At 46.4% G+C, this 21,832-nt stretch carries 17 protein-coding genes; 16 read left to right on the top strand and 1 reads right to left on the bottom strand.

Annotated features, from left to right (window positions below; genetic code table 11):
- The first annotated feature begins 161 nt into the window (after positions 1-161).
- Positions 162-1,436, top strand: coding sequence for a nucleotide sugar dehydrogenase (locus P2W84_RS15360; protein WP_276091040.1), 1,275 nt, complete (start codon positions 162-164; stop codon positions 1,434-1,436).
- Between the two features lie 348 nt (positions 1,437-1,784).
- On the top strand, positions 1,785-2,066 hold the full coding sequence (locus P2W84_RS15355; RefSeq protein ID WP_276091039.1) for a CBS domain-containing protein: 282 nt from the start codon (positions 1,785-1,787) through the stop codon (positions 2,064-2,066).
- Here P2W84_RS15355 and P2W84_RS15350 read toward each other — a convergent pair.
- The gene (locus P2W84_RS15350; RefSeq protein ID WP_276091038.1) at positions 2,063-2,473 is read right to left on the bottom strand and encodes a hypothetical protein; all 411 of its coding nucleotides are present in this window, start codon (positions 2,471-2,473) and stop codon (positions 2,063-2,065) included. The genes P2W84_RS15355 and P2W84_RS15350 overlap by 4 nt on opposite strands.
- Positions 2,474-2,834: 361 nt before the next feature.
- On the opposite strand from P2W84_RS15350, the gene P2W84_RS15345 reads away from it, so the two are divergent.
- The 14 genes from P2W84_RS15345 (at position 2,835) to P2W84_RS15280 (ending at position 21,746) form a co-directional block, all read left to right on the top strand.
- On the top strand, positions 2,835-3,254 hold the full coding sequence (locus P2W84_RS15345; RefSeq protein ID WP_276091037.1) for a DUF4143 domain-containing protein: 420 nt from the start codon (positions 2,835-2,837) through the stop codon (positions 3,252-3,254).
- Positions 3,255-3,272: 18 nt separating this feature from the next.
- Positions 3,273-4,760 carry a hypothetical protein gene (locus P2W84_RS15340; protein ID WP_276091036.1) on the top strand — a complete coding sequence of 496 codons (1,488 nt, stop codon included), beginning with the start codon at positions 3,273-3,275 and terminating at the stop codon, positions 4,758-4,760.
- Positions 4,761-5,126: 366 nt separating this feature from the next.
- Positions 5,127-7,538, top strand: coding sequence for a TonB-dependent receptor plug domain-containing protein (locus P2W84_RS15335; RefSeq protein WP_276091035.1), 2,412 nt, complete (start codon positions 5,127-5,129; stop codon positions 7,536-7,538).
- A 24-nt stretch (positions 7,539-7,562) separates the two neighbouring features.
- A complete protein-coding gene (locus P2W84_RS15330) occupies positions 7,563-8,849 on the top strand; it encodes a RagB/SusD family nutrient uptake outer membrane protein (protein ID WP_276091034.1) in 1,287 nt (428 codons plus the stop codon).
- A gap of 5 nt (positions 8,850-8,854) precedes the next feature.
- A complete protein-coding gene (locus P2W84_RS15325; RefSeq protein ID WP_276091033.1) occupies positions 8,855-11,923 on the top strand; it encodes a TonB-dependent receptor in 3,069 nt (1,022 codons plus the stop codon).
- 25 nt (positions 11,924-11,948) lie between these two features.
- Positions 11,949-13,475, top strand: a complete 1,527-nt coding sequence (locus P2W84_RS15320; RefSeq protein ID WP_276091032.1) for a RagB/SusD family nutrient uptake outer membrane protein — start codon at positions 11,949-11,951, stop codon at positions 13,473-13,475.
- A gap of 13 nt (positions 13,476-13,488) precedes the next feature.
- Complete coding sequence (locus P2W84_RS15315; protein ID WP_276091031.1) at positions 13,489-14,121, top strand: fasciclin domain-containing protein; 633 nt, start codon at positions 13,489-13,491, stop codon at positions 14,119-14,121.
- A gap of 9 nt (positions 14,122-14,130) precedes the next feature.
- Positions 14,131-14,976, top strand: coding sequence for a DUF5007 domain-containing protein (locus P2W84_RS15310; protein ID WP_276091030.1), 846 nt, complete (start codon positions 14,131-14,133; stop codon positions 14,974-14,976).
- 8 nt (positions 14,977-14,984) lie between these two features.
- Positions 14,985-16,619, top strand: a complete 1,635-nt coding sequence (locus P2W84_RS15305) for a LamG-like jellyroll fold domain-containing protein (RefSeq protein ID WP_276091029.1) — start codon at positions 14,985-14,987, stop codon at positions 16,617-16,619.
- 10 nt (positions 16,620-16,629) lie between these two features.
- Positions 16,630-17,109: a hypothetical protein gene (locus tag P2W84_RS15300; protein ID WP_276091028.1), complete on the top strand. Its 480-nt coding sequence runs from the start codon at positions 16,630-16,632 to the stop codon at positions 17,107-17,109.
- A gap of 43 nt (positions 17,110-17,152) precedes the next feature.
- A complete protein-coding gene (locus P2W84_RS15295; protein ID WP_276091027.1) occupies positions 17,153-18,682 on the top strand; it encodes an Ig-like domain-containing protein in 1,530 nt (509 codons plus the stop codon).
- A 27-nt stretch (positions 18,683-18,709) separates the two neighbouring features.
- Positions 18,710-20,089 (top strand): aspartate aminotransferase family protein, encoded by a 1,380-nt coding sequence (locus P2W84_RS15290; protein ID WP_276091026.1) that lies wholly within the window; start codon positions 18,710-18,712, stop codon positions 20,087-20,089.
- A 24-nt stretch (positions 20,090-20,113) separates the two neighbouring features.
- Positions 20,114-21,052, top strand: a complete 939-nt coding sequence (locus tag P2W84_RS15285) for an alkaline phosphatase (RefSeq protein ID WP_276091025.1) — start codon at positions 20,114-20,116, stop codon at positions 21,050-21,052.
- 112 nt (positions 21,053-21,164) lie between these two features.
- Entirely contained in the window at positions 21,165-21,746 is a 582-nt protein-coding gene (locus P2W84_RS15280) for an XRE family transcriptional regulator (protein WP_276091024.1), read from the top strand.
- The last annotated feature ends 86 nt before the right edge of the window (positions 21,747-21,832 follow it).

Raw genomic sequence — 21,832 nt, 5'->3', positions numbered from 1 at the left:
TTTAGGTAGTTGTGTGTGTGGTGTAAAGATCAGCATAAAGTTGGAATAAAAGCAAAAAAATTGTTACATTTTATTCAATATATTCACTGAACATTTTGAACAAGTGTTGAAATAAGCAGATTCGTCTTATTTGTTCTATTTTAGCGGAAATAATTGTCCAAATGACCTTAGAAACTGCGAAAATAGCTGTGATTGGTTTAGGTTACGTAGGGTTGCCCCTCGCGATTGAATTTGCCAGATATTACCCGGTAACCGGTTACGATATACAGCCGCAGCGTATTCAGGGACTGAACCAACTGGTTGATACTACGCTTGAGGCGGATCTCACGCAGCTGAAGGAAGTCATCGAAAACGGAAACTTGCTGTTGAGCAGCGATCCTTTATCCATTGAAGGTGCCAATATTTATATTGTTACCGTACCCACTCCTGTAGATCTTAATAAGATGCCCGATCTCAAAGCCTTACTGGAAGCAACGGCAACTGTGGGAAAGGTCTTAAGGAAAGGGGATATGGTCATTTATGAATCTACAGTTTACCCCGGTTGTACAGAAGAAGACTGTGTACCTGTACTTGAACGCACTTCGGGCCTGAAGTATAACATAGATTTTTTTTGCGGCTATTCTCCTGAAAGGATCAATCCGGGAGATAAGGTGAATACCCTTACCAAAATAAAGAAAGTAACTTCTGGTTCTACGCCGGAATCAGCTGATGTGATCAACCGGCTTTATCAGCGCATCATTACTGCCGGTACTCATCTTGCACCGAGTATTAAAGTAGCAGAGGCCTCTAAAGCCATCGAAAATGCGCAAAGGGACGTTAACATCTCTTTTGTCAACGAACTGGCATTGATGTTCGATAAAATGGGCGTAGATACTGCCGATGTACTGGAAGCTGCGGCTACCAAGTGGAATTTTCTGAAATATACGCCCGGCCTGGTAGGTGGGCATTGCATCGGTGTGGATCCCTATTACCTGACCTATAAGGCGCGGTTACTGGGCTATCAGCCCCAAGTGATCCTTTCGGGGCGAAATGTAAACGAGCAAATGGGCATTTTTATAGCCAGCAAAGTAGTTAAGCTCATGCTGGCCAGGAAACATGCGGTCAACGGAGAACGGGCGCTCATACTGGGGTTTACCTTTAAAGAGAATTGTCCTGATATACGTAATACACGCGTAATCGATATTTATCATGAGCTTAGCCAGTATGGTTTGCAGGTAGATGTATACGATCCCTGGGTTAATCCCGAGCAAGTTGATAAAGAATACGATATCAGACTGATCAGCAATCTGGACACCGGTGTATATAAAGCGGTGATATTGGCGGTTGCCCATCACCAGTTTAAAGAGCTCAATTATCAGGCTTTCAGAACAGCAGGCGCTGTTATATTCGATACGAAATCCTGCCTGGAAAGAGGTCTGGCAGATGCCCGGCTGTAAGTTAAGCCGCGTTCTCTAATCTGTTGTTTTCCGTCATTGTTTTGGGTTTAGAAACCAGGACATACCGGTTGGTGACGCATTTAGGGCAAAAGAAAACCCTTAAAGGAATAAAACCCAACAAGTTTTTAAGTACAAATCCCCTGGGGACCTGATAATGGAACTGCGTACCGCATTTGCGGCAGTTGTAATCTAGATAACTCATTTAATCATAAGTAGGTGCAGGCTAGTTTAGCAATATTTTTGCCAAACATTGCTTTGATTTAATTTTTTGTTAGATTTGACTTGCACTAAAATAACTAAATGATACGCTCACTTATTATATCTCCTCTTTAACTACCTCTGAATTAAATGATTAAGTCACATATCCGTCTAGGCCATGTACAGTATGAACCCCGGGAAGGCCAGCCTAAAATAGACGCAGAAACCCTGGTGGTCACTGCATTGGAAGTCATGCTCAATTCAAGGGAGTTTGAACTTCCGGTTTACGATAACGGAAAGTGTATTGGAATGGTATGTTTTAAAGATCTTATCCAATTCCTCGGTGATAAGAAACTGGACGTAGACCATTTCATGCATAAACTGAATTTTACAGTGGAAAGCGCAATCATTGTGCTGCAGCGTGATTTCTAAATACTGGTCGTTTCCGGTAGCTGCAGGTGTGTACTGAAATAGGCCGAAAGCAATTTGCAGGGAGCCAGATCGTTTATGGCAGAGAACAGCAGGTGTTCCTGAATGCATTTTTGGATTTCCGGGAGATCGAGTTTTTCAAGTTCGACGTATTCATCAATCTTTCCCTCGGGCAAGGCATGGTTGTCTTTATAAATGATGAGCATGTTTACCAATCTATCCGCTTTTTGCAGGTATACATTTGTCTTTCCATGCTTTTTACTTGCGTATTCGAATGAGACGTTTCTTTTTCTAAGAATACGGAAAATAGCGGTATATATAGGCTCATCAAATAAAAGCTGGCCCTCATCTATGTAATGTGTCAGGTGATTTTCGAGGTCCGATCTGTCGGTCGGTGATCTATTGTTCATCAGCCTGGAGAAAATATCCAAAAATTCACATGTGGTCTCTATGGCATAATCGTATAGGTCTCCATCCAATAATCTATGACCTCCGCAGAAGATCCTATGCAACGGACCTATGAAGTCCGGGAGGTAAAAATCTTCCTGATAATACATAATATCCCGTAATAAATACGCCTTCGGCTGGCATGTAAGACTTACAAGCGGTTTAGTTATAATTTGCATCTGGTTAGAAAATGACTTGTATATACGAAGTTTTAAAACGCTTGGTTGTACAAACGTTAAGAATCTTTAAAAGTAATTAAAATATCTGCCGGACGCTTGACGAAAGTAAAGTGCCCGATAGAGTTGAGGGTGGGCCGGATGACTGGTGAAGTCCCCCAAGAATTACCTAACCGATACATCGATGCTGTGTTATTTACTAGGCCTTACCCTGGAAGACGCAGAGAAAGGACGACCGGAAATTTTCGGGCACATCCTGGGAAATTATGTGGCCACAGAACTCATAAAACAACTTAGTTTCGGTGAAACCCGGGCAAGTCTGTTTCATTTCCGGACAAGTGATGGAAAGAAGGTTGATTTTGTTCTGGAGCGACTCGACGGGTCTATATTTGCAATAGAGGTAAAGCGGTCAGAATCTGTGGATAAAAACGATTTCAAAGGAATTAATGTATTGGCAGCGTCGACAGGCAAGGATTTCCGTGCCGGATTTGTGCTGTACACTGGTAAAGAGGTTGTCCCCTTTGGTGAAAACCTATGGGCGGTGCCGCCGCATATATTGTGGCAATAAATTGCGATATTGAGGGTAATGAAAAAAAGCCTGATATTTTTATTTCTGCTCTGCTGCGGCATTTCGTTGCAGGCGCAACTGGGTGTCCGTTACGACCCCACCATCCAAAGCACCGGAAACCTGCAGTACTGGCGGCCGAAGGGCAATCTTTTTGTCGGCGATTGCATGCCCTTCTTCCACAAAGGCACTTACTCGCTTTACTGGCTGTTAGATTCGGCGCACCATGCCAGTCTGAACGGGCTGGGCGGGCACCAGTGGGCGCTCAGCAAAACGACCGATCTCAAAACCTGGAAACAGGAACCGGTGGTCATTGGGATTGACGAGGAATGGGAGAAATCCATCTGCACCGGGTCGATAGTTTTCTACAAAAACCTCTATTACGCGTTTTACGCGACCCGGCTCATCAATAAGGAAGGCCAGGTCAACGAACAGTTGAGTTACGCGATCAGCAAAGACGGCATTCATTTCGATAAGCAGAAACCCAACCCTTTCTATACTTCTGCACCCGGCTACAGCAAACGCGATTTCCGTGATCCTAAGGTGTTTGTTGATGAAAAAACCGGGGAGTTTCACCTCTTCGTTTCCAGCTGGCAGGAAAGCTCCGTGCTGCGCCATGCCGGTGGCGCATTGGTACACCTGGTGTCAAAGGATCTCAAGGACTGGAAAGTACTGGATCCGGTGCTTACCGGCCAGTCCTCCGTGCCGGAGTGTCCGGATTATTTTTTCTGGAAGGGCTGGTATTACCTGGTATACGGAGATAACGGTGACACATTCTACATCAAATCAAAGAGTCCTTACGGACCCTGGGAAGAGCCGCGCTACCAGGCGATCAATGAATCCTGGACCAATGTGGTCAAGACCGCCGGGTTCAGGGACGACAGGCGTATCGCTTCCGGCTGGATACCTTCACGCGACCAGGATAAGGACAACAACGGGGAGCGGTTCGGAGGTAATTTGGTCTTTCGTGAGCTCAGCCAGGAAGCAGACGGCACGCTGAGCGCAAAATTCCCTGCCGAAATGCTACCGGAAACGCTGGCGGCGATCCCTTTGAAACCGGTTCCTGATCTGTATGCCACCGCTGCGGGTGCGGACGGGCTGAACATCAAGGCACCCAATGGCATTGGCGCCGCCCATGCTGAAGCCATCCCGCTCAATTGCCGTATCACCCTGGAGATAGAACCCGCGGGCTCCATCGACGAGTACGGTCTCTATCTAAGGGCAAATGAAAGGGCGGAGTCTGGCTACCGCCTCAATTTCTCACCGAACAGCCGCACGGTTAGCCTGGGCAATACGATGATCAGGGCGGTAGAAGATCTGGACAAGCCGGTTAAAGTCGACATCATTATGAAAGACGACATCATTGATGTCTCTATAGGCGGACGCCGCTGCATCATTAACCGCACGCCGGAGCAAAAAGGCAGGATGCTTTGGTTTTATGCCAAGCACGGCGAAGCCAGGTTTAAATCTGTTAAAATTAGTCCATTAAAAGAGGAGCGTATCAACTGATATTATTAGGTTTTGATATATGTGGTGCCAGATCGATATGCTCGATGGTGCATATAAGGCCTGTTCCGATGAGGAACAGGCTTTTTTTTCTAAATACTGCTTATTACACCGGCTAAGCTTATTCAGAGATATCGCTCAGGCCGAATCCTGCATACGTGGCGCTGGTAAATATTATTTAACATTTGGTACTCAAAGAGGCGCGGTTTTCACAATTCGTTAATCTTGTACGCCCCTTATCTTAATAAACTTTGTTTAGTATTGCTTAACTTTTAAAGAGGGAAAGTTAGTGACGTTGTGAACAGGCAATCTGGATTTGCACCTTCTGCGAAGTGTATGGAATTAGGATAAACATTTTAAACAATCTATATGAAGTTATCGCCGGTAATTATTTGGAGACCAATATTCCTCTTCATCGCCTTCCTGGGAATGGCGGCAGATATATATGCCCAGGATACGCTGAAAGCAGACAGCGTAGTGACAGCTAACAGGGGTGGCATTGAAAATATCCTTTCGGGTAACATCGCGGGCCTGAGGATTAAGAACTGGTCTGGTACGCCCGGTGCCCAGGCTGTGATTAATCTTCGGGGTTTAAGCCTGGATCCCACCAGCAAATCAACAATGCCACTGATATTGGTTAACGGCGTGCCGCTGATCGCGAGCCCCTCTGACATCAACGGTCTTAATCCCTTAAGTTACTACACAGCCGACCAGATAGATCGTATTGAAGTGATCAGGGAAATAGACCGCCTTGCTGCCTATGGTGTACAAGCTCCCAACGGTGCGATAAATATTGTGGTGAAAGAGGGGAAGCCGGGCGCCATTCACGTCAATGCAAATGCATTCGCAGGTGCCAATTTCCTGCAGAATATGGACTCCGGTAAGGACGCCTTTTACAATTTTAATACCGGAGCACGGCACGCGGTCTATGGCGATGGCGGTTTTATAAATGCGCAAAATCTTATCGTTGATGGAAGCGGGGACTATGGCTCATACCTTTTCGGGCTTACCAACCATCAGGATAAAGGATACATCAAAGGTACCGACTTTGGCCGTCAGTCATTGTTCCTGAATGCCAGGTATAATATAACAAAGAAGTTCTCAGCCCACTTCTATAACAACTTTGCACTGGCCAATCGTAATGGCCGGTATGCAGGTGAGTTTAACCGAGAGATGTTATTACCGGTGGTCAATGACGAAGGTTTTATGATGGACAAGAACCGGAATGTAGCTGTGCTTTCATCGATGCGTTTGGCCTATGTTTTCAATGATGCATTCAAGCTCAGTTCCGTAGCGTCGCTGTCCTACGATGCATCAAGCAGAGACGCCTATGTACCTTCTGATATATTGGGTGGTAAGATTTACTCATTAAGTGCAACGCTGAAAAGACAACTGATTACGCTAAAGACCTCGTTAGATTACCTGCATAGCTTTGGCGATGATCTGAAGCTGAACATGACGATTGGCAATGAGTTGAGGACTAATGATGACAGGCTCACTTCCGTTGACGGTTCGCGTAGTTTGGAAAGCGGCGGTTCGGATTTTGTCAAGGTCGTAACCGGTTATAATGCCAGTCAAACCAATGCTTTTTCAAACCATGATGTCGAGAAGATCGTCTCATTTTATGGAACATGGCAGTGGAATTATAAAGAAGATCTGGACGTCAATATGGTATTGCGTGCGGATGGCAGTTCGCTCTATCAGGATAAATGGGCGTTGTATCCCTCAATTGGCGTACACTATGATCTGAAACGCATCTTGAACGTGCCTGTAAAAGCTGAAGTTGCCTATGGCAAAACAGGTATGCTAAGTCGTCCGGATGTTTATCGTGGTCAGTTGAGCGCGTATGGCGATTACTTTGGCGGTAATGAATTGGGTATCGGGATGCTCTACCCTGCTTTTGCCGACGCTAAGAGTGTGGATGTTTACCAGTTGGATTTGGGCCTGGCTTTCCGGGTGCTCCCGCGGCTGAACATTGCGATAAACTATTTCAATAAAGACTATAAGAACTTTACCTACCAAAGATACCAGCCCAATATCAGGGGTGTCGACTATGTATTTGAAACCGGCGGATCCCTGGGTCTTTCAGGTTTTGAACTGGGCTTAGCGGGTAAATGGTTTGATGCAAGAAACTTTAGCTGGATCACCAACTTCAACATCGCTGCTTATCAAAATAAAGTAAACACGTTACCTGCAGCAATCAATAATACAAGCATAGCTTACTTAGGCAACTTATCAAAAGGAGATGCCGTAACTTCACTTACCGCCTATGAGGCTGGTAAAGTTAAGGTGATCGGTAATAGTGAACCTGAGGCTTTCGGTGGCTTAAATAACACCATCAGGTACAAAAATATTTCGGCAAGCTTCACAGCCAGCTACGCCTGGGGTGGCAAAGTGGTTGCCGAGTCTTTCAACAGTAACTACTATGCAGACCTTGTGGGCAATACCTTCCCGGTTAAGGCTACCGAAACACCTTATTACTACAGCAGCACTGATGTTAACGGGCGCACTACCTATCAGGGCATCCGTGCTGTTGAGCATTTAAGTTTCATCCGCCTGAATAAAGCAGCACTGACTTATCACTTTGGCGCAGCCCTGAAACGCGTTGTCGCGATCAAAGATCTCCAGCTCTTTTTACGCGGCGATAATCTGATTACGATAACGAAATACGGCGGCGTGAACCCTGAAGAAAATATTACTGGTGTGCGCCGCAAAGATTTGGGGCTTACCGGTACACCACTGCCTTCTTCATTGGTATTGGGTCTGAAGCTGGTGCTTTAATAATGATGATTTAAACTGAACGATATGAAATTTTGTAGACTTATACCTGTCATCATGGTTGTGCTTGCACTTCCGTCCTGCAAGGATAGCCTGACCATTGAGCCTGACAACAAAACAGTGGTTAATGGATACTATGATTCGGCACAGAAAATAGAGCAGGCGGTCATTGGGGGCTATGTTGATCTGCGCAGGGCCCTCACCGCGAATTACGCCTGGTTATGGTATGGTGAGGCGCGTGCAGGCGATTTGCAGGTAGCCGTAGATTATCAGCAAACGATACTCGATCAAAAATTAACCTCGGATAACCGGTTTGTCAGACAGTTGACCGATTGGGGATATTTTTATGATGTGATCCGGGACGCCAATGAGCTGCTGGACGTCGTGAATAATTCCGGGTTCCTGACCAAGTACCAACGTAACCTGTATAAAGGAGAAGCCTTAGCACTAAAATCGACGGCATATTTCTATCTGGCCCGTATATGGGGTAGTATACCTTCGGCAGAAAAGACCGATATGGGTAAACTGCTGACCAACCAGGAGGCGGTTACGCTGGCAAGTACGTTTGCCACAGAAGCTAAAGGCATTTTACCGTGGATGTTGCTTAACGATGACGGCATTGAGAGCGTTGCCATCACCAATGTTCGCTTCAGCAAATCCGCAATAACAACATTGCTTGCACAGCAACAGTTATGGCTGGGTAAAACGCAGGAAGCCTACACAAACCTTACCGGCACTTTCAATAACGTACCTGCAGACAGTTTGAGCAGCTTTGGTATTTCATCGGGCGTGGACAGGCGTACCGAACTGCCTGCTGCACCGCTCGGTGCAGCGGTGGTGAGCCTGGGCCTTGACAGGTTGAATGCCATTTATCCTTCTGGCGATACACGGCGTACTAGCATGTTCAACATCAACACTACCCAAAATAAGGCAACTTTAATCTTAAAAGACGCTACTATTTTAGAACTGCTGCCTAAGCGTGAGATCAACCTGCTTATCGCAGAGGCCGCATGGCGTACCGCCCGGCTTGATGAGGCTAAAACATCCCTTACCCGCGCTGCGGCAGGTGCTACGGAAAATTACAATGCGCTCACTGATGCCACATTTGCTGATGCCTTATTAAAGGAGCGCAGACGCATGCTGATCGGTACCGGACAACGTGTATTCGACCTCATCCGATTTGGTAAGGTACCTGCCTTTATAACGGCATTCTCAGAAGAGGATGTACAGAAAGGAGCAGCTTACTGGCCGCTTTCAGCAAGCAGTGTCAACAGCAATTCACTTAAACAAAATACCTACTGGTCTACCAAATAATTCATATGATGAAGGCACTAATACAAAAAATTTGTATCCTTTTTACAGTGATCATGATGCCTGTGTACTTGTTTGCACAGCGTGTTGTGCGCGGTAAAGTGGTTGATGAAAAGGGAGGGGCCATTATTGGCGCTACCGTTAAAGTAAAAGGCACACAAAACGGCACATTTACAGATGTATCTGGTGGATACAGCCTGACGGTAAGGTTGGGTGACTCCATACTTTGTTCTTCCATTGGTTTTCAACCACGCACGGTTGTCTATAAAACCGCTGCTGATTTGATGATACGTCTTTCTGAAGATACCAAGACACTTGGACAGGTACTGGTAGTAGGGTATAAAAGTCAGTCAAGGCAGGAGATAACCGGCTCGGTGGCATCTGTTAAAATGGATAAGATAACCGAGGCGCAATCGGCCGAATCTTTTGAATCTTTATTGCAGGGCCGTGTAGCCGGTGTAAATATCCAGCTCAATTCGGGTGAGCCGGGTGCTACGCCCAACATCATCATCCGTGGTTTGGCTGCGGTAAGCCGTGATGATGCATCATCACTCTCAGAGCCATTGTATGTGGTGGACGGGGTGCCGATCATATCAAGAACCAGCAATGAATTTTCCATCACCAGTACCAATGTACTGGCCGACCTCAATCCAAGTGATATAGAACAGGTCGTTGTTTTAAAAGATGCTTCTGCCGCGGCTATTTATGGTTCCAGGGCAGCAAACGGTGTCATCCTCATCACGACAAAAAAGGGTAAAGTGGGCAAGCCGCAGATCAACTTCAACCTGCGCACGGGTGTAAACCTGGTTCCGCAGTTACTGGATGTTGCCGGAGGACCAAAGGAGCGCGAACAGGTGGCCCGTTTGTATCAGTTATATGCCCCTTATGGCACTTTTATGCCGGCGATGTATACCGATGTGACCAATCCTTTTTACAACAATTCGTCAGACTGGCAGGGGTATTTGTATAAAACTTCCGTTACGCAGGATTATAACAGCTCCATCCGGGGCGCAGGTGATTTTGGTCAGTACAGCATCAGCTTAGGGTACATGGACAACAAAGGGATATTGTTCAATACAGGATTTAAGCGCTACAGTTCATTGGCCAGTACCACATTTTATGCCCTCAGTAAAAAGTTAATCATTGATAATACCCTGGCCATTTCACGTACAGATCAGGGGCGTAATCCAGATGCACTTTCTACAGGCTATTCGTCGCTGCTACCACTTCCCGAAAATCCTATCGTAAGCGGTGCCGAAGTATATCAGCCGGGCAGTACCAGCAACCTGAATGACAGGGTACGCTTTAGTTCGGATGCTACGCTGAATGTCATAAAAGATTTGAGCTATAAAGCCAGTCTGAGCCTAGAATATCTGCGCCAGATGACGGACTCCTATACGATGTCACGCCGTACATTGCGGGCAGATGCTAAAAGCGGTGCAGGTGAGAACCGCAATTTACTGTTCCAGAATACGCTTACTTACGCCCCACGTTTTGGCGACCATAAATTGAGTTTGCTGATTGGTCAAAGTGCTGAGCGGGTAGAATCAAAAATAACTTCTGTGAATAATGTGACCAGTGCGCCGACGCTTTCACAATCTGTACTGTTTGGTAAAGGTAATGCCATCGGAACCAGTAATTATACTGCGAGTACGCTGGCCTCTTTCTTTAGTCGTTTTGATTATTCTTTTGATGACAAATACCTTTTAGGAGCTTCTATCCGTACAGATGGCTCCTCAAAGTTCGGCGCAGCGAACAGATGGGGAATATTTCCATCTGTGTCAGCCGGATGGAACCTCAATAAGGAAGATTTCCTGAAAGATGTGGCCTGGTTAAACAATGCTAAAATACGTGGAAGCTATGGCTTGACAGGAACGACCTGGAACAATGACTACCTCGCTCTTGGTATTATGAATGGCGGTACACTTGACCAGTATAGCTCTCTGCTGCAGATCGCTTACGGCGGCATATCTGGGTATACACCAATATGGTATGATGGTTTTAAAAACGAGAATCTGACCTGGGTAAAAACTCAGATGGGGAATATAGGCCTGGACCTGTCTATGTTTAACAACAACGTCGAGTTTATTTTTGATGCTTATCAAAAATACACCAAAGGTTTGCTGCTTACCACTGCATTGCCTACAACATCAGGCTATAACCAGGTTTACCGCAATGCGGCTGACGTTTTAAACCGTGGTTTGGAATTTACACTGAACACTAATATTCCGATCAGCAAGAAGTTTCTATGGAATACGAATCTGAATTTCGCCTATAACCAAAATAGGGTAATTGCTCTGCCGGATGGTAATGCGGACATCATCAAAATCAGCACATCCGGGCAGGATTTCGGATCAATCGTCCGTGTAGGTACACCATTAAATGGCTTCCTGTTTTACAAGTCAGAAGGGATCTATCAGGCAGAGAGCGAAATTCCGGTGAATCCGAAGACAGGGGCTAAGTTATTGGGCCTGCAAGGCAAGACACTCAGAGTGGGCGACCGTAAATTCAAGGATCAGAACGGCGATTACAAGATAGATGTGTCCGACCGTGTTTACGCTGGCGACCCTAACCCAAAATGGACTGGCGGCTGGACCAACGATTTCACTTATAAAGGTTTCGGTTTAAACATTGTATCCACTTTTGTAATCGGCCGTGACATTGTCAACACCACTTTATTGAACAGGTTAAGGTATGGTAAAGACTTTGCCGGCAAGGCCTCAATGCCAAATTTTGATAACTATGCGATTTGGGAAAAGAGTGGTGATCAGGCTAAATATCCAACACTTAACCCCTGGGGCGATGCGTCACAGATCATCAATCTCGATTCTGAGTATATAGAAGATGGTTCCTACTTCAAGATCAAAGCGGCGACTTTGTCTTACAATTTTACAAAAAGCTTAATGCCAAAACTTCCATTTGACCGGATGCGCGTGTATTGCACGATGGACAACGTGGTGACTTTCCAGAAATACAGTGGTCCTGATGCCGAACTGGTGAGTGTTGACGGATTTGACCTTTCGGGAGGTTACCCGATGCGAAGAATGTGGCTGTTCGGCGTCTCTATAGGCTTATAGAATTAAAAAAATAAACGACAAAGACATGAAAAATAGACTAATTGCCACGTTCCTGCTTATCGTAATGCTTGGAGGAACAAGCTGTAAAAAATGGCTGGACGAAAAGCCTATCAATACAGTGACTGAGGATCAGGCCTATCGCACCGGTGCAGATGCCGAGGGTGCGGTGGCTGCCGCATTTGCTATCTTTCGCAGGGCATTATCGGGCTTAACTAAAGACGATACGCCTTCAACAACACGTAACGGCTCATGGGGTGATTATTACTTTTGGGGCGATTCGCGCTCGGGCGACTGGATTACACCAAACAATGACGGCGATTGGACAGCGGGCTTTCAGAACCATCTGATATCACGGACGGAACTGGAGCCAATGACCAACTGGCGTTTGTTTTACCGGGCGATTGAGCAGGCAAACCTTGCCATTGAAAAGATTCCGGCAATTACCAACGGCTTAACTGATGAGCGCAAAGCACAATTGCTGGCAGACGCACGTTTTTTACGTGCCTTATCTCACTTTTACGCGGCGCGTATTTGGGGAGATGTGCCCATCAACCTGCAGGCCCGTAACGTCCAGCCCCTTGGACGCTCAAGGCTGAATGATGTATTGAAGATGGTCGTAAGTGAGGTAGATATCGCTTTGCCAGACTTACCCTGGATGAATAAGGGCACCCGGAAAGAGTCGTTTTCAAGGGGCACAAAAGGCGCGGCTTTAGCACTGAAAGCACATGCTTTAATGTGGCTAAAAGACTATCAGGGGGCTTCAGCCGCCATCAAGCAGATCATGGACTCAAACACTTTCAGGTTAGTTGCCGCGAATGAATTACGTGCGCTGTTTGATACGGGGGAGTCAGACGAAATCATTTTCGAGATGTACTATGATGCCAAGAAGGGCGAGTATTCCAATTATTATGGTCACATCATGACCTACTACCTGACCAATCCTTACACAGACAGAACCAACCTGTCGTTAGCAGTGCCTAAGTCGAAAATCCTGGAGATATTCCCGGATTATGCGCGCGACAAATCGGATAAGCGCGTGCCTGAATTTTTTCAAAGTATTGATTTTTCGGTGAGCGGCAGTGAATTGCGTCCGGTACTTCCCGACCCGTTACAAAATGGTGAACGCGACATCATGTTCGCCAAGTTCAGGAAGGTAAAAGACCGTACCTACAACCAGATGGATGCTCCTGTGCCCATTTTCAGGTTAGCAGATGTGTTGTTGCTTAAAGCAGAAGCGGATGCCAGATCGGGAAATGTTACCGAAGCGTTATCGAACCTCAACAAGATCCGCGAGCGCGCCGGGATACCAGTATTTACCCGTGACGATGCACCTGTGGTTATAGAAGAGGTTCTGGCCGAAAGGCGCCGCGAACTGATCGGCGAATTTCACCGGGTGTATGATCTGGTCCGTTTAGGCCGTCTGCACGAATTTAATCCTTACATCACCGCGCAGGGTGAAAAGGACGGTGCGGGTTTCTTCCCGGTAAGTGATGAGGCATTTGCGAATAACCCCAATATGGAACAAACCTATTACTGGCAGTTTAACCAATAAACGCGAACTAAATATGATAAAGTATATCAAAACCATTGCACTTATAGCAGCCGTTTTTATAGCCGGTTGTAAGGACAATTATTTTGCCGATGGTGGCGGCCCGGTGAATACAACAGGTCAGCTGGGCGTAACCACCATGCAGTACCTGCAGGACAACCCGGCCAGCTTTGATACCCTGGCCAGGCTCATCAAACTTACCGGGCTGGAAGGAACAGTTAATCAAAAGGGCAATACTTTTTTTGCCCCGAGAGATTATTCTATCAACAACTATTTCAAGTTGCTGTATCCTGATCCTGCAAACAGACCGGCTACGCTGGACGCCTTGCCGCAGGATACCAAAGATGAGATCGCCCATATCCTGAAAGATTATATTATTCCTAACCAGGAAATATTACGGGATAATCTGGCTACCACTTATAGTTACGCCACCACAGGCGGCGGCAAAAAAGCGCGCTTCAACTTAGTCACAACAGACTATCTGGGCAATGTCAACATGGGAGCTAAGTTTGTCAACTTCTCGCTGAACACGAGCGCGACCGCTGCAGAGCAATATAAAACGGTTCAGATTGCAACAGCCGACCTGCGTTCAACCAACGGTATCGTGCATGTACTGGCATCAGAGTCACACATTTTTGGATTTAATTAAGCTATAGCGATGAAACATAAGAATAAGTTAATCTGGCTTTCCATAGTAGCAGTGCCGCTGTGTACGATGCTGTTGCTCGGCAGTTGCAAAAAAGTACCTCAGGAAGGCAGTTTAGCTCCCGACATCAACTACAAGAATAGAAAACAATATGCGACATCCGGCTTGCAGCAGAGTATAGGCAACTTCCAGGCTTCCACATCCACACTACCGCTAACATTTGAGATTGTGGCGGTACGGGAACAAAGCGGCAGAAATACAGCTGCACTGGATGAGAAAATTCCTGTGTTACGGTATAAGCAAGCAATTGTCGGCAACGAAAGTGAAGAAGAGCTAAAGCTGAAAACCGAAACGGTGATGACACCAGCTGTCAGTATAAACCCGTTTACCGGCACGTTAGAGATATTAGAGGGAAACAAAATTCCTTCAGGCGAATATCACTTTGATATCAGGGTTTCAAATACTTCAGGCGGGCGCGTTCTTAAAGATGCTTTAGTGATTGAATTCAAAGAAAATGAGGTGAAGAGCTTTTCCTCTGGTATGATTAAAGCACCCGAGATAGAGCGGGTGGGGGACACACCCAACCAGATACGTTTTGTGGGCTACCTGAACAATGTACCCCTCTCCGGAGATCAGATTGACTTCACAAAAGACCGTAGTGCAGGTTTCAAAGGCACATTCGTTGACGATGCCAATGACGGCGAGATATGGAATGTAAATTTCCCGGTTAAAGAAGCGAACACGACCTGTACATGGCGCGTGGTTAATCCTACCACTGGCGCGGTGAGCTATGTCAGCGAGAACTTCAATTTTGTGATAGGGCTTCCGGGCAGTTATGTGGTCAGACTTTATAAATGATGAGCAATATGAAAAGCATTTCAAAATTTTACGGCTTGGTACTGGTGCTGCTTTTGGTCAGCACTAACGGCGCATTCGCGCAAGCTAAAGCAAAGAAAATACTGGTGATCGGAGTGGACGGCATCATCAACACAGCCATTGATTATGCGAACACTCCCGGCATTGATAAAATAACCGCTGATGCTTCCTATAGTATGAATGGTTATGGCGGTGTACCGGCCTATGGCAGCTCGGGTTGGGCTACTTTGCTTACCGGCGTATCTGCAGGTAAACATGGCGTTACACAGGATAAAACTTTTAACGGAAACAAATTCACACAATACCCCTCGGTGGTCAGCCGCATCAAAGCGGGTGCTCCTGCTACTGTTGTGGCTTCAGTGGTCCGGACAGCGGAGATCAATACATTGCTCAATCAGTCTGCAGATCAAAAGTTCCAGTATAACACAGACGAAGAGGTTTATACGAAATCAGTTGCGCTTTTGAAAGAGGCGAATATGGGTGCTGTTTTTGTGCAGTTCAGCAGTCCGGCAGATGTTGGTAATGCATCTGGCTACCAGCTTCGTCAGGCCAGTTATGTGCTGGCCATCCAGAAAATAGATGAGTATGTCGCCGGCTTGAACGCAGCAATCACTTCCAGACCGGCTTACACCAATGAAGACTGGAACATATTCTTTGTATCTACGCACGGCGGTACAGAATCAGGCGTGCCCCAAAGCACTTCGCCTGAGGAAATCAATGTACCCATTATCCTTTCGGGAGCTGAATTAGATAACAAAGAATTAGTCGGAACCTCATTAGCGCCCCGCGAAGGCGCCGATAACATACTCACCCTGAATAAAGCGCCATCAGGCGACCGCACTTATGTGCGCGTTCCGATTAAGGGCACTGCTTTACAGGGTATGAGCAAGTTCACTATTGAAACCTGGGTTAAAGCCGGGGCCAATTCGAGCGATCCATCTATTATTGGTGATAAAAACTGGGATTCAGGTGGTTTGCCTGGTTTCACCATTTGTCGCAGTGGCAATACGTGGAAAATAAACATTGCCAACCAGGCTTCACAGCGCTACGATATTGGTTCATCTAAAGTGTTAGAGGATGGTAACTGGCATCATCTGGCCGTTACCTTTGATAAAACGCGCACCTGCGCCGTTTATCAGGATGGTGTTAAGGTCAATGAATCTGTACTTACTTATAAGGCTACTGATGTTATGGCATCGCCTTATGACTATTTATGCCTGGGCCAGGATGGTACACAAACGTATAGTGGTGGAGCGCCTAACTGGGCCGGTTCCTATAACGAGGTACGGATCTGGACAGATGTACTCACCACTGAAACCATCCAAAAATATATGTACCTGCGGAACATTGAATCAAGTGATCATCCCAACAAGGCCTCGCTTAACTTATACCTCAAAATGGACGATGTGCGCGGTACCGTTGTGAAAGACTATAGTGGTAAAAATAACAACGGCGAACTGGTAGGTAGCGCAAGTGAGCGTCATCCTTATTATCCCATTGGTCTGACCGATGTTGCGGCCAATATTTTGAGCCACATGGGACTGCGCGTAGATGGTTCATGGGGCCTGGAGGGGACTGTATTGAAGTCTAACGTACCCTACCGTTTATTTAAATTTTCCAATTAATGCAACCGTTATGAAGAGAATAATTAACCTGAAAAATTTATTTGTGTTGGCCGCAGCATTGGTTTTGCTGAATTCATGTAAAAAAGATGAATTGCCTGCCAACAGCAACCTGAGCGGAGACAGGCTTACGGCAGGACGTTTAAATGGTACCTGGGCATCGCCGAGAGACATTGTCACCCCTGAAACCGTTCCTGCCGAGGTATTTGGCGGTATGCGTTTGGTATTCACTACTGACGACACCGGCAATCCCTCAAAATTTATCGCGAAAAACTGCCCTATAATTTTCACTGAGGCCACACCTGCTGACTGGAGTGTTACCGGCGCTGCAGATAGTGCAAAAGTCAAGCTTACAGGTATAAGCCCGGTGGATGACTTTGATGTAAAAGTATCGTCCAATACGCTCACCTTGTCTTTTTTTATGGGCTGGGAAAATACGGATACCAAAGAAACAGGTAAAGGCAGCTTTAAGGTAACGCTGGTACGACAATAAATTACACCGAACCTCAAGTAAAGAATTTATAAAAATGAAGAAAATGTACGATAAACCATTTGCGCAATTGTGTGGAATGGTCATGCTTGGCCTGACTTTGCTTGGGTCCTGCAAAAAGGAATCTGATTACGCTGTGGATACGGGTAACCCTATAGTGGTGAGTTATAACCCTGCACAATCCGTTGAAGGCGTAGCCGTCACCAGTAATCTGATGATCACTTTTGATGAAATTATTAAAAAAGGTGCTGGTTTTATCACCATTTCAAGTAAGGACGACACCCAGCGCATTAACGTTGTCTCTGACGCGGTTACGCTCAGTACGGATCGTCGTATCCTGATTATCAACCCGCCTGACGATCTAAAGGCGGATATGCAATATACCGTGACCATGGATCAGGGCATCGTTGTTGATCTTCTGGATAATAAGTATATGGGTTTCCCTGACAAAGCCAGCTGGACGTTTAAAACGGTTGGTGCAAGCGGCCTGGCCTTGACCGGCTTAAATCCGTTGCCCGGTAGCAAAAGTGCATCTACCATCAAACTGGAGCTTAATTTTGCTGCTGACATTAAGAAAGGCACCGGAAACTTTTCAGTTTATGAAACAGCAGGTAATGTAAAGGTCGCCGACATCGGCGTTGGCAGTCAGTCGGTTACCGTAACAGATAAAAAGGTAACGATAAAATTGGGCACACCGTTAAAATTCGGAACTGCTTATTACGTGCTGGCCGATGCAGGTACGATCGTTGATAAGGAAGGTAAAGCTTTTGAAGGGTTTTTGCAGCCAGCATCCTGGGCATTTACAACCACTACAGGCAGTAACACGGCCCTGCTGGCCTGGTTGCCTATGGACAATGACCTGAGCGACGCGAGCGGCAATGCGCTTGATGCCTCCCTGGGCGATCTGGCAACGGCCAATGTGACCTTTGTTACTGATCCTCAACGCGGGAAGGTAGCATCATTCCCTGCAGGCGCTTATGCGGTGTTCCCTAAACATGCATTGTTAAGACCATCCCTTTCACAAAGCTTTAGCTTCAGTTTCTGGATCAAGACCAAAGGCATAGGCTCGGATCCGGCTATTTTCTCCAATTCTGATTGGGACAGCGGCGGCAACCCAGGCTTCGTTTTAGCTACTGATGGCGGCGATACCTACACAGGTCCGGGTTCGCCGGGCAGGGGCTGGTTGGTCAAGATTACCGGCGATGCGAATGGTGTCAGCAACCGCATGGACTGGAGAGCTAATGAAACCACACCGCAGGCAGCCGCTCTGGCGGATGACAAGTGGCACATGGTTACTGTGGTTCTGGATCAGACCGCCAAGTTGCTGCACGTATACATAGATGCGAAAGAAACCGTGCAAGCCACCAAGCCGGCCAGTTTCGATCTGAATACGCTTAAAGGCGCTCCGTGGGACAGTAAAAATGATTATCCGTTTACCCTGTTTGAAGATGGTACCGGTAAATATAATTCAGGTGACGATACGCGCAAGAATCTTAGTGGTTTGATGGACAACGTAAGGATTTACAACAAGGCACTAAGTGCTGCTGAGGTTGCCGCGCTGTACGCTATTGATTAATATGTTCACCGATCAAAAACTATCCGGATGACCGAAAAAACGGGATATTTACACACCGAAGGCGACCTTAATCTGAGTGAGAACCGCCGGGAATGGAATGAGCGCATTCATCATGCAGCTACAAAGGAGGCGCTTAAGGCGGATGCAGACTTCTTTTTGCATCAGGCCTTATCTACGCCCTGCTTAGATGTTCTGGCATCAACGCAGGGGGTCAGGCTAAACAACTTATCCGGCGAAACCTACATTGACTTCCATGGGAACAATGTGCATCAGCTGGGCTATCATAATCAATTCATCATTGATCAGGTAAAGGCCCAGCTGGATGAAATGGCCTTTTGTCCCAGACGGTATACCAACTTGCCTGCAATTTATCTGGCGGAAAAATTAGCTGCCTTAACCGGTTACACTTTGACACGCTGCCTGTTTTCGCCGGGAGGTACATCTGCCATCGCAATAGCGCTGAAGCTCGCACGCATCTATACCGGTAAGTACAAGACCATAGCCATGTTCGATTCCTTTCATGGAGCATCTTTGGACAGCATTTCGCTTGGCGGTGAGTTTGTTTTTCAGCAAGGGCTCGGGCCGCTGATGGCTGGCAGCATACATGTACCGCCGGTGGATACCTACCGCGGCATGTGGTTTAATCCCAAAAATAAAAACGGCGACCTGGCTTATGCCGACTATCTGGAGTATGTCATTGAGAAAGAGGGAGACGTTGGCGTACTGGTGGCTGAAACCATCCGGAGCACAACTGTTCATGTGCCTACAAAGGCCTACTGGCAGCGTGTGCGCGAGATTTGCGATAAACATGGTGTGTTGCTGGTATTTGATGAAATACCGATTGGCATGGGGCGTACCGGGACGATGTTCGCCTATCAGCATTATGGCGTTGTACCGGACATACTGGTGCTGGGCAAAGGTCTTGGTGCCGGCATTATTCCGATGGCTGCTGTCATTTGTAAAGAGGAATTAAACGTAGCTGCAAAAGTATCGTTGGGGCATTTTACCCACGAGAAGAGTCCGGTCGGATCTGCTGCGGCACTGGCAGCTATTGAATTTATGGAAGCCAATAGCATTCTTGATCACGTCAGGGAACTGGCTGTCCACATGCAGAATCGATTAAACGATTTAAAAGTACGCCACCAATGCATTGGTGATGTGCGTGGCGAAGGTTTGCTGTGGGGTATTGAGCTGGTAACAGACCGCGCGACCAGGGAAAAGCATAGCCTGCTTGCCGATAAGACCTTGTACAAGTGCCTTGAAATGGGGCTGAGCTTAAAGGTGTCAGACGGCAATGTGTTGTGCCTGTATCCGCCACTGGTCATTACCATGGCTGAACTTGATGAAGCATTGGACATTCTTGAAAGTGCCCTGATCGCCGCCAGCCAACAAGTAGAAGTTAAATGAAAAACACAATAAAACTCAAAAATTATGAAGCATTTTTTAGGCGCATTAGCGATCCTGGTCGCAGGTACTATGCAATCACAGGCACAAAAGAAAACTAAGGACATTGCGGAACACGTAATCATCATAGGTATAGATGGCTTGAGCAGTGAGGGCTTATTAAAGGCCGATGCGCCGGTATTGCATAAAATGATCACAGAAGGCGCATTTAAAGAGAAGGCAAGAACGGTGCTGCCGTCATCAAGTTCTTCCAACTGGTCGGCTCAGATATTGGGCGGCGGGCCGGAGCTCACAGGCGTAACCTCGAATGACTGGAAACCCAACGACAAGCACATGACGCCCGTTGCGGTAAACAGTGTCGGACGTTCGCCGAGTATTTATGACATCATCCGTCAGCAACGCCCGCAGGCCGAGCAGGGCGTTGTGTTTCATTGGGATGACTACGGCAGGCTGCTGCAAAAGGAAATGGTTAATCACTATGAACATGCCGCTACAGAATCATTGGCTGCCCAGAAGTTTTCGGAATATATTTTGGCAAAAAAGCCAATGTTTGCATTATTGCACCTTGACCATGTTGATCATGCCGGTCATGAACAGGGGCACATGACGCAGGATTACTTAAATTCAATCGCCAAAGCGGATAGCCTGATCGGTAATGTATTGGCTGCCATTGAGAAGGCTGGCATTAAAGAAAGTACCATGGTCATGATCGTTTCTGATCATGGGGGTATCAATAAGGGCCATGGCGGTACTACAGATAACGAGATTAACATTCCGGTGATTTACTATGGAAAAGGCGTAAAAAAGGGTTACAAAATACAGCAGCCGGTTTATCAGTATGATGTGGCAGCTACTATAGCATTCATATTCAATCTGGAGGTTCCATATTCATGGACGTCCCGCCCGGTAAAGGCCGCTTTTCAGGGCTTTTCTGAACCTTCCAACCTCAATGTGGGTTTGAAGTAGAACGCTGACTGGTTTCATCTTATCAGTACACAACCTTAAATAATATAAAGCTTTTAAACCAACAGGTTGAAAGCTTTTTGTATTTTCGACCCTACACCTGCTAACATAGTCTATGCAAGACGATATTTTAATACAAATAGGTAACCGCATCAAAGAACGCCGCCGCGAAAGAAACATCACTGTGCAGGAGTTGGCTACCAATGCCAATGTGAGCAAAGGTTTGATCTCGCAAATTGAGAACAGCCGCACCATACCATCACTGATTGTACTCATAGACATTATCAAAGCACTGGATATCGACCTGAATGTTTTTTTTAAAGATATTCGCCACAAGGACCAGGATATCGAGCCGATCATCAAACGCAAAGCAGATTATCACCACTTTGAAAAGGAAGACGCGGAAGGGTTTCATTACCAGCGGATCTTTACCAAATCTATAAAGGACTCAACCGTGGATGTAGTGATTCTGGAACTCGCGCCGGATGCCCGTCGCGAATTAGTGCAGACAGAGGCCTGGGAGTACAAGTATATTTTAACAGGAGAAGTGGAGTACATTTTTAATGATAAAAGTTATCATGTCAGTGCAGGCGACTCGATGTTATTTGACGGGCGAATACCCCATACGCCAAAAAATAATACTACCCAACCCGCAGTTATGCTTGTAGTTTATTTTTTCGAAGAACGTCCGGTTTAATTTGTTAACAATTTGATAGTTTAACCTTAATAAACATAGTTTATAATTGCTAAACATTAGACGTTTAGCAATGGTTCAAGCTGTAA

This window comes from Pedobacter sp. JY14-1 (assembly GCF_029269825.1).
In the GTDB taxonomy this organism is placed as follows: domain Bacteria; phylum Bacteroidota; class Bacteroidia; order Sphingobacteriales; family Sphingobacteriaceae; genus Pedobacter.
This window is presented reverse-complemented; position numbering and strand designations above follow the sequence as displayed.

Bases quoted from the DNA above. Each gene is read 5' to 3' on its own strand.
- P2W84_RS15290 (WP_276091026.1), top strand. From the start codon at position 18,710: ATGACCGAAAAAACGGGATATTTACACACCGAAGGCGACCTTAATCTG.
- P2W84_RS15310 (WP_276091030.1), top strand. From the start codon at position 14,131: ATGAAACATAAGAATAAGTTAATCTGGCTTTCCATAGTAGCAGTGCCG.
- P2W84_RS15280 (WP_276091024.1), top strand. From the start codon at position 21,165: ATGCAAGACGATATTTTAATACAAATAGGTAACCGCATCAAAGAACGC.
- P2W84_RS15335 (WP_276091035.1), top strand. From the start codon at position 5,127: ATGAAGTTATCGCCGGTAATTATTTGGAGACCAATATTCCTCTTCATC.
- P2W84_RS15350 (WP_276091038.1), bottom strand. From the start codon at position 2,473: ATGAACAATAGATCACCGACCGACAGATCGGACCTCGAAAATCACCTG.
- P2W84_RS15320 (WP_276091032.1), top strand. From the start codon at position 11,949: ATGAAAAATAGACTAATTGCCACGTTCCTGCTTATCGTAATGCTTGGA.
- P2W84_RS15285 (WP_276091025.1), top strand. From the start codon at position 20,114: ATGAAGCATTTTTTAGGCGCATTAGCGATCCTGGTCGCAGGTACTATG.
- P2W84_RS15360 (WP_276091040.1), top strand. From the start codon at position 162: ATGACCTTAGAAACTGCGAAAATAGCTGTGATTGGTTTAGGTTACGTA.
- P2W84_RS15295 (WP_276091027.1), top strand. From the start codon at position 17,153: ATGTACGATAAACCATTTGCGCAATTGTGTGGAATGGTCATGCTTGGC.
- P2W84_RS15325 (WP_276091033.1), top strand. From the start codon at position 8,855: ATGATGAAGGCACTAATACAAAAAATTTGTATCCTTTTTACAGTGATC.
- P2W84_RS15300 (WP_276091028.1), top strand. From the start codon at position 16,630: ATGAAGAGAATAATTAACCTGAAAAATTTATTTGTGTTGGCCGCAGCA.
- P2W84_RS15340 (WP_276091036.1), top strand. From the start codon at position 3,273: ATGAAAAAAAGCCTGATATTTTTATTTCTGCTCTGCTGCGGCATTTCG.
- P2W84_RS15355 (WP_276091039.1), top strand. From the start codon at position 1,785: ATGATTAAGTCACATATCCGTCTAGGCCATGTACAGTATGAACCCCGG.
- P2W84_RS15330 (WP_276091034.1), top strand. From the start codon at position 7,563: ATGAAATTTTGTAGACTTATACCTGTCATCATGGTTGTGCTTGCACTT.
- P2W84_RS15305 (WP_276091029.1), top strand. From the start codon at position 14,985: ATGAAAAGCATTTCAAAATTTTACGGCTTGGTACTGGTGCTGCTTTTG.
- P2W84_RS15315 (WP_276091031.1), top strand. From the start codon at position 13,489: ATGATAAAGTATATCAAAACCATTGCACTTATAGCAGCCGTTTTTATA.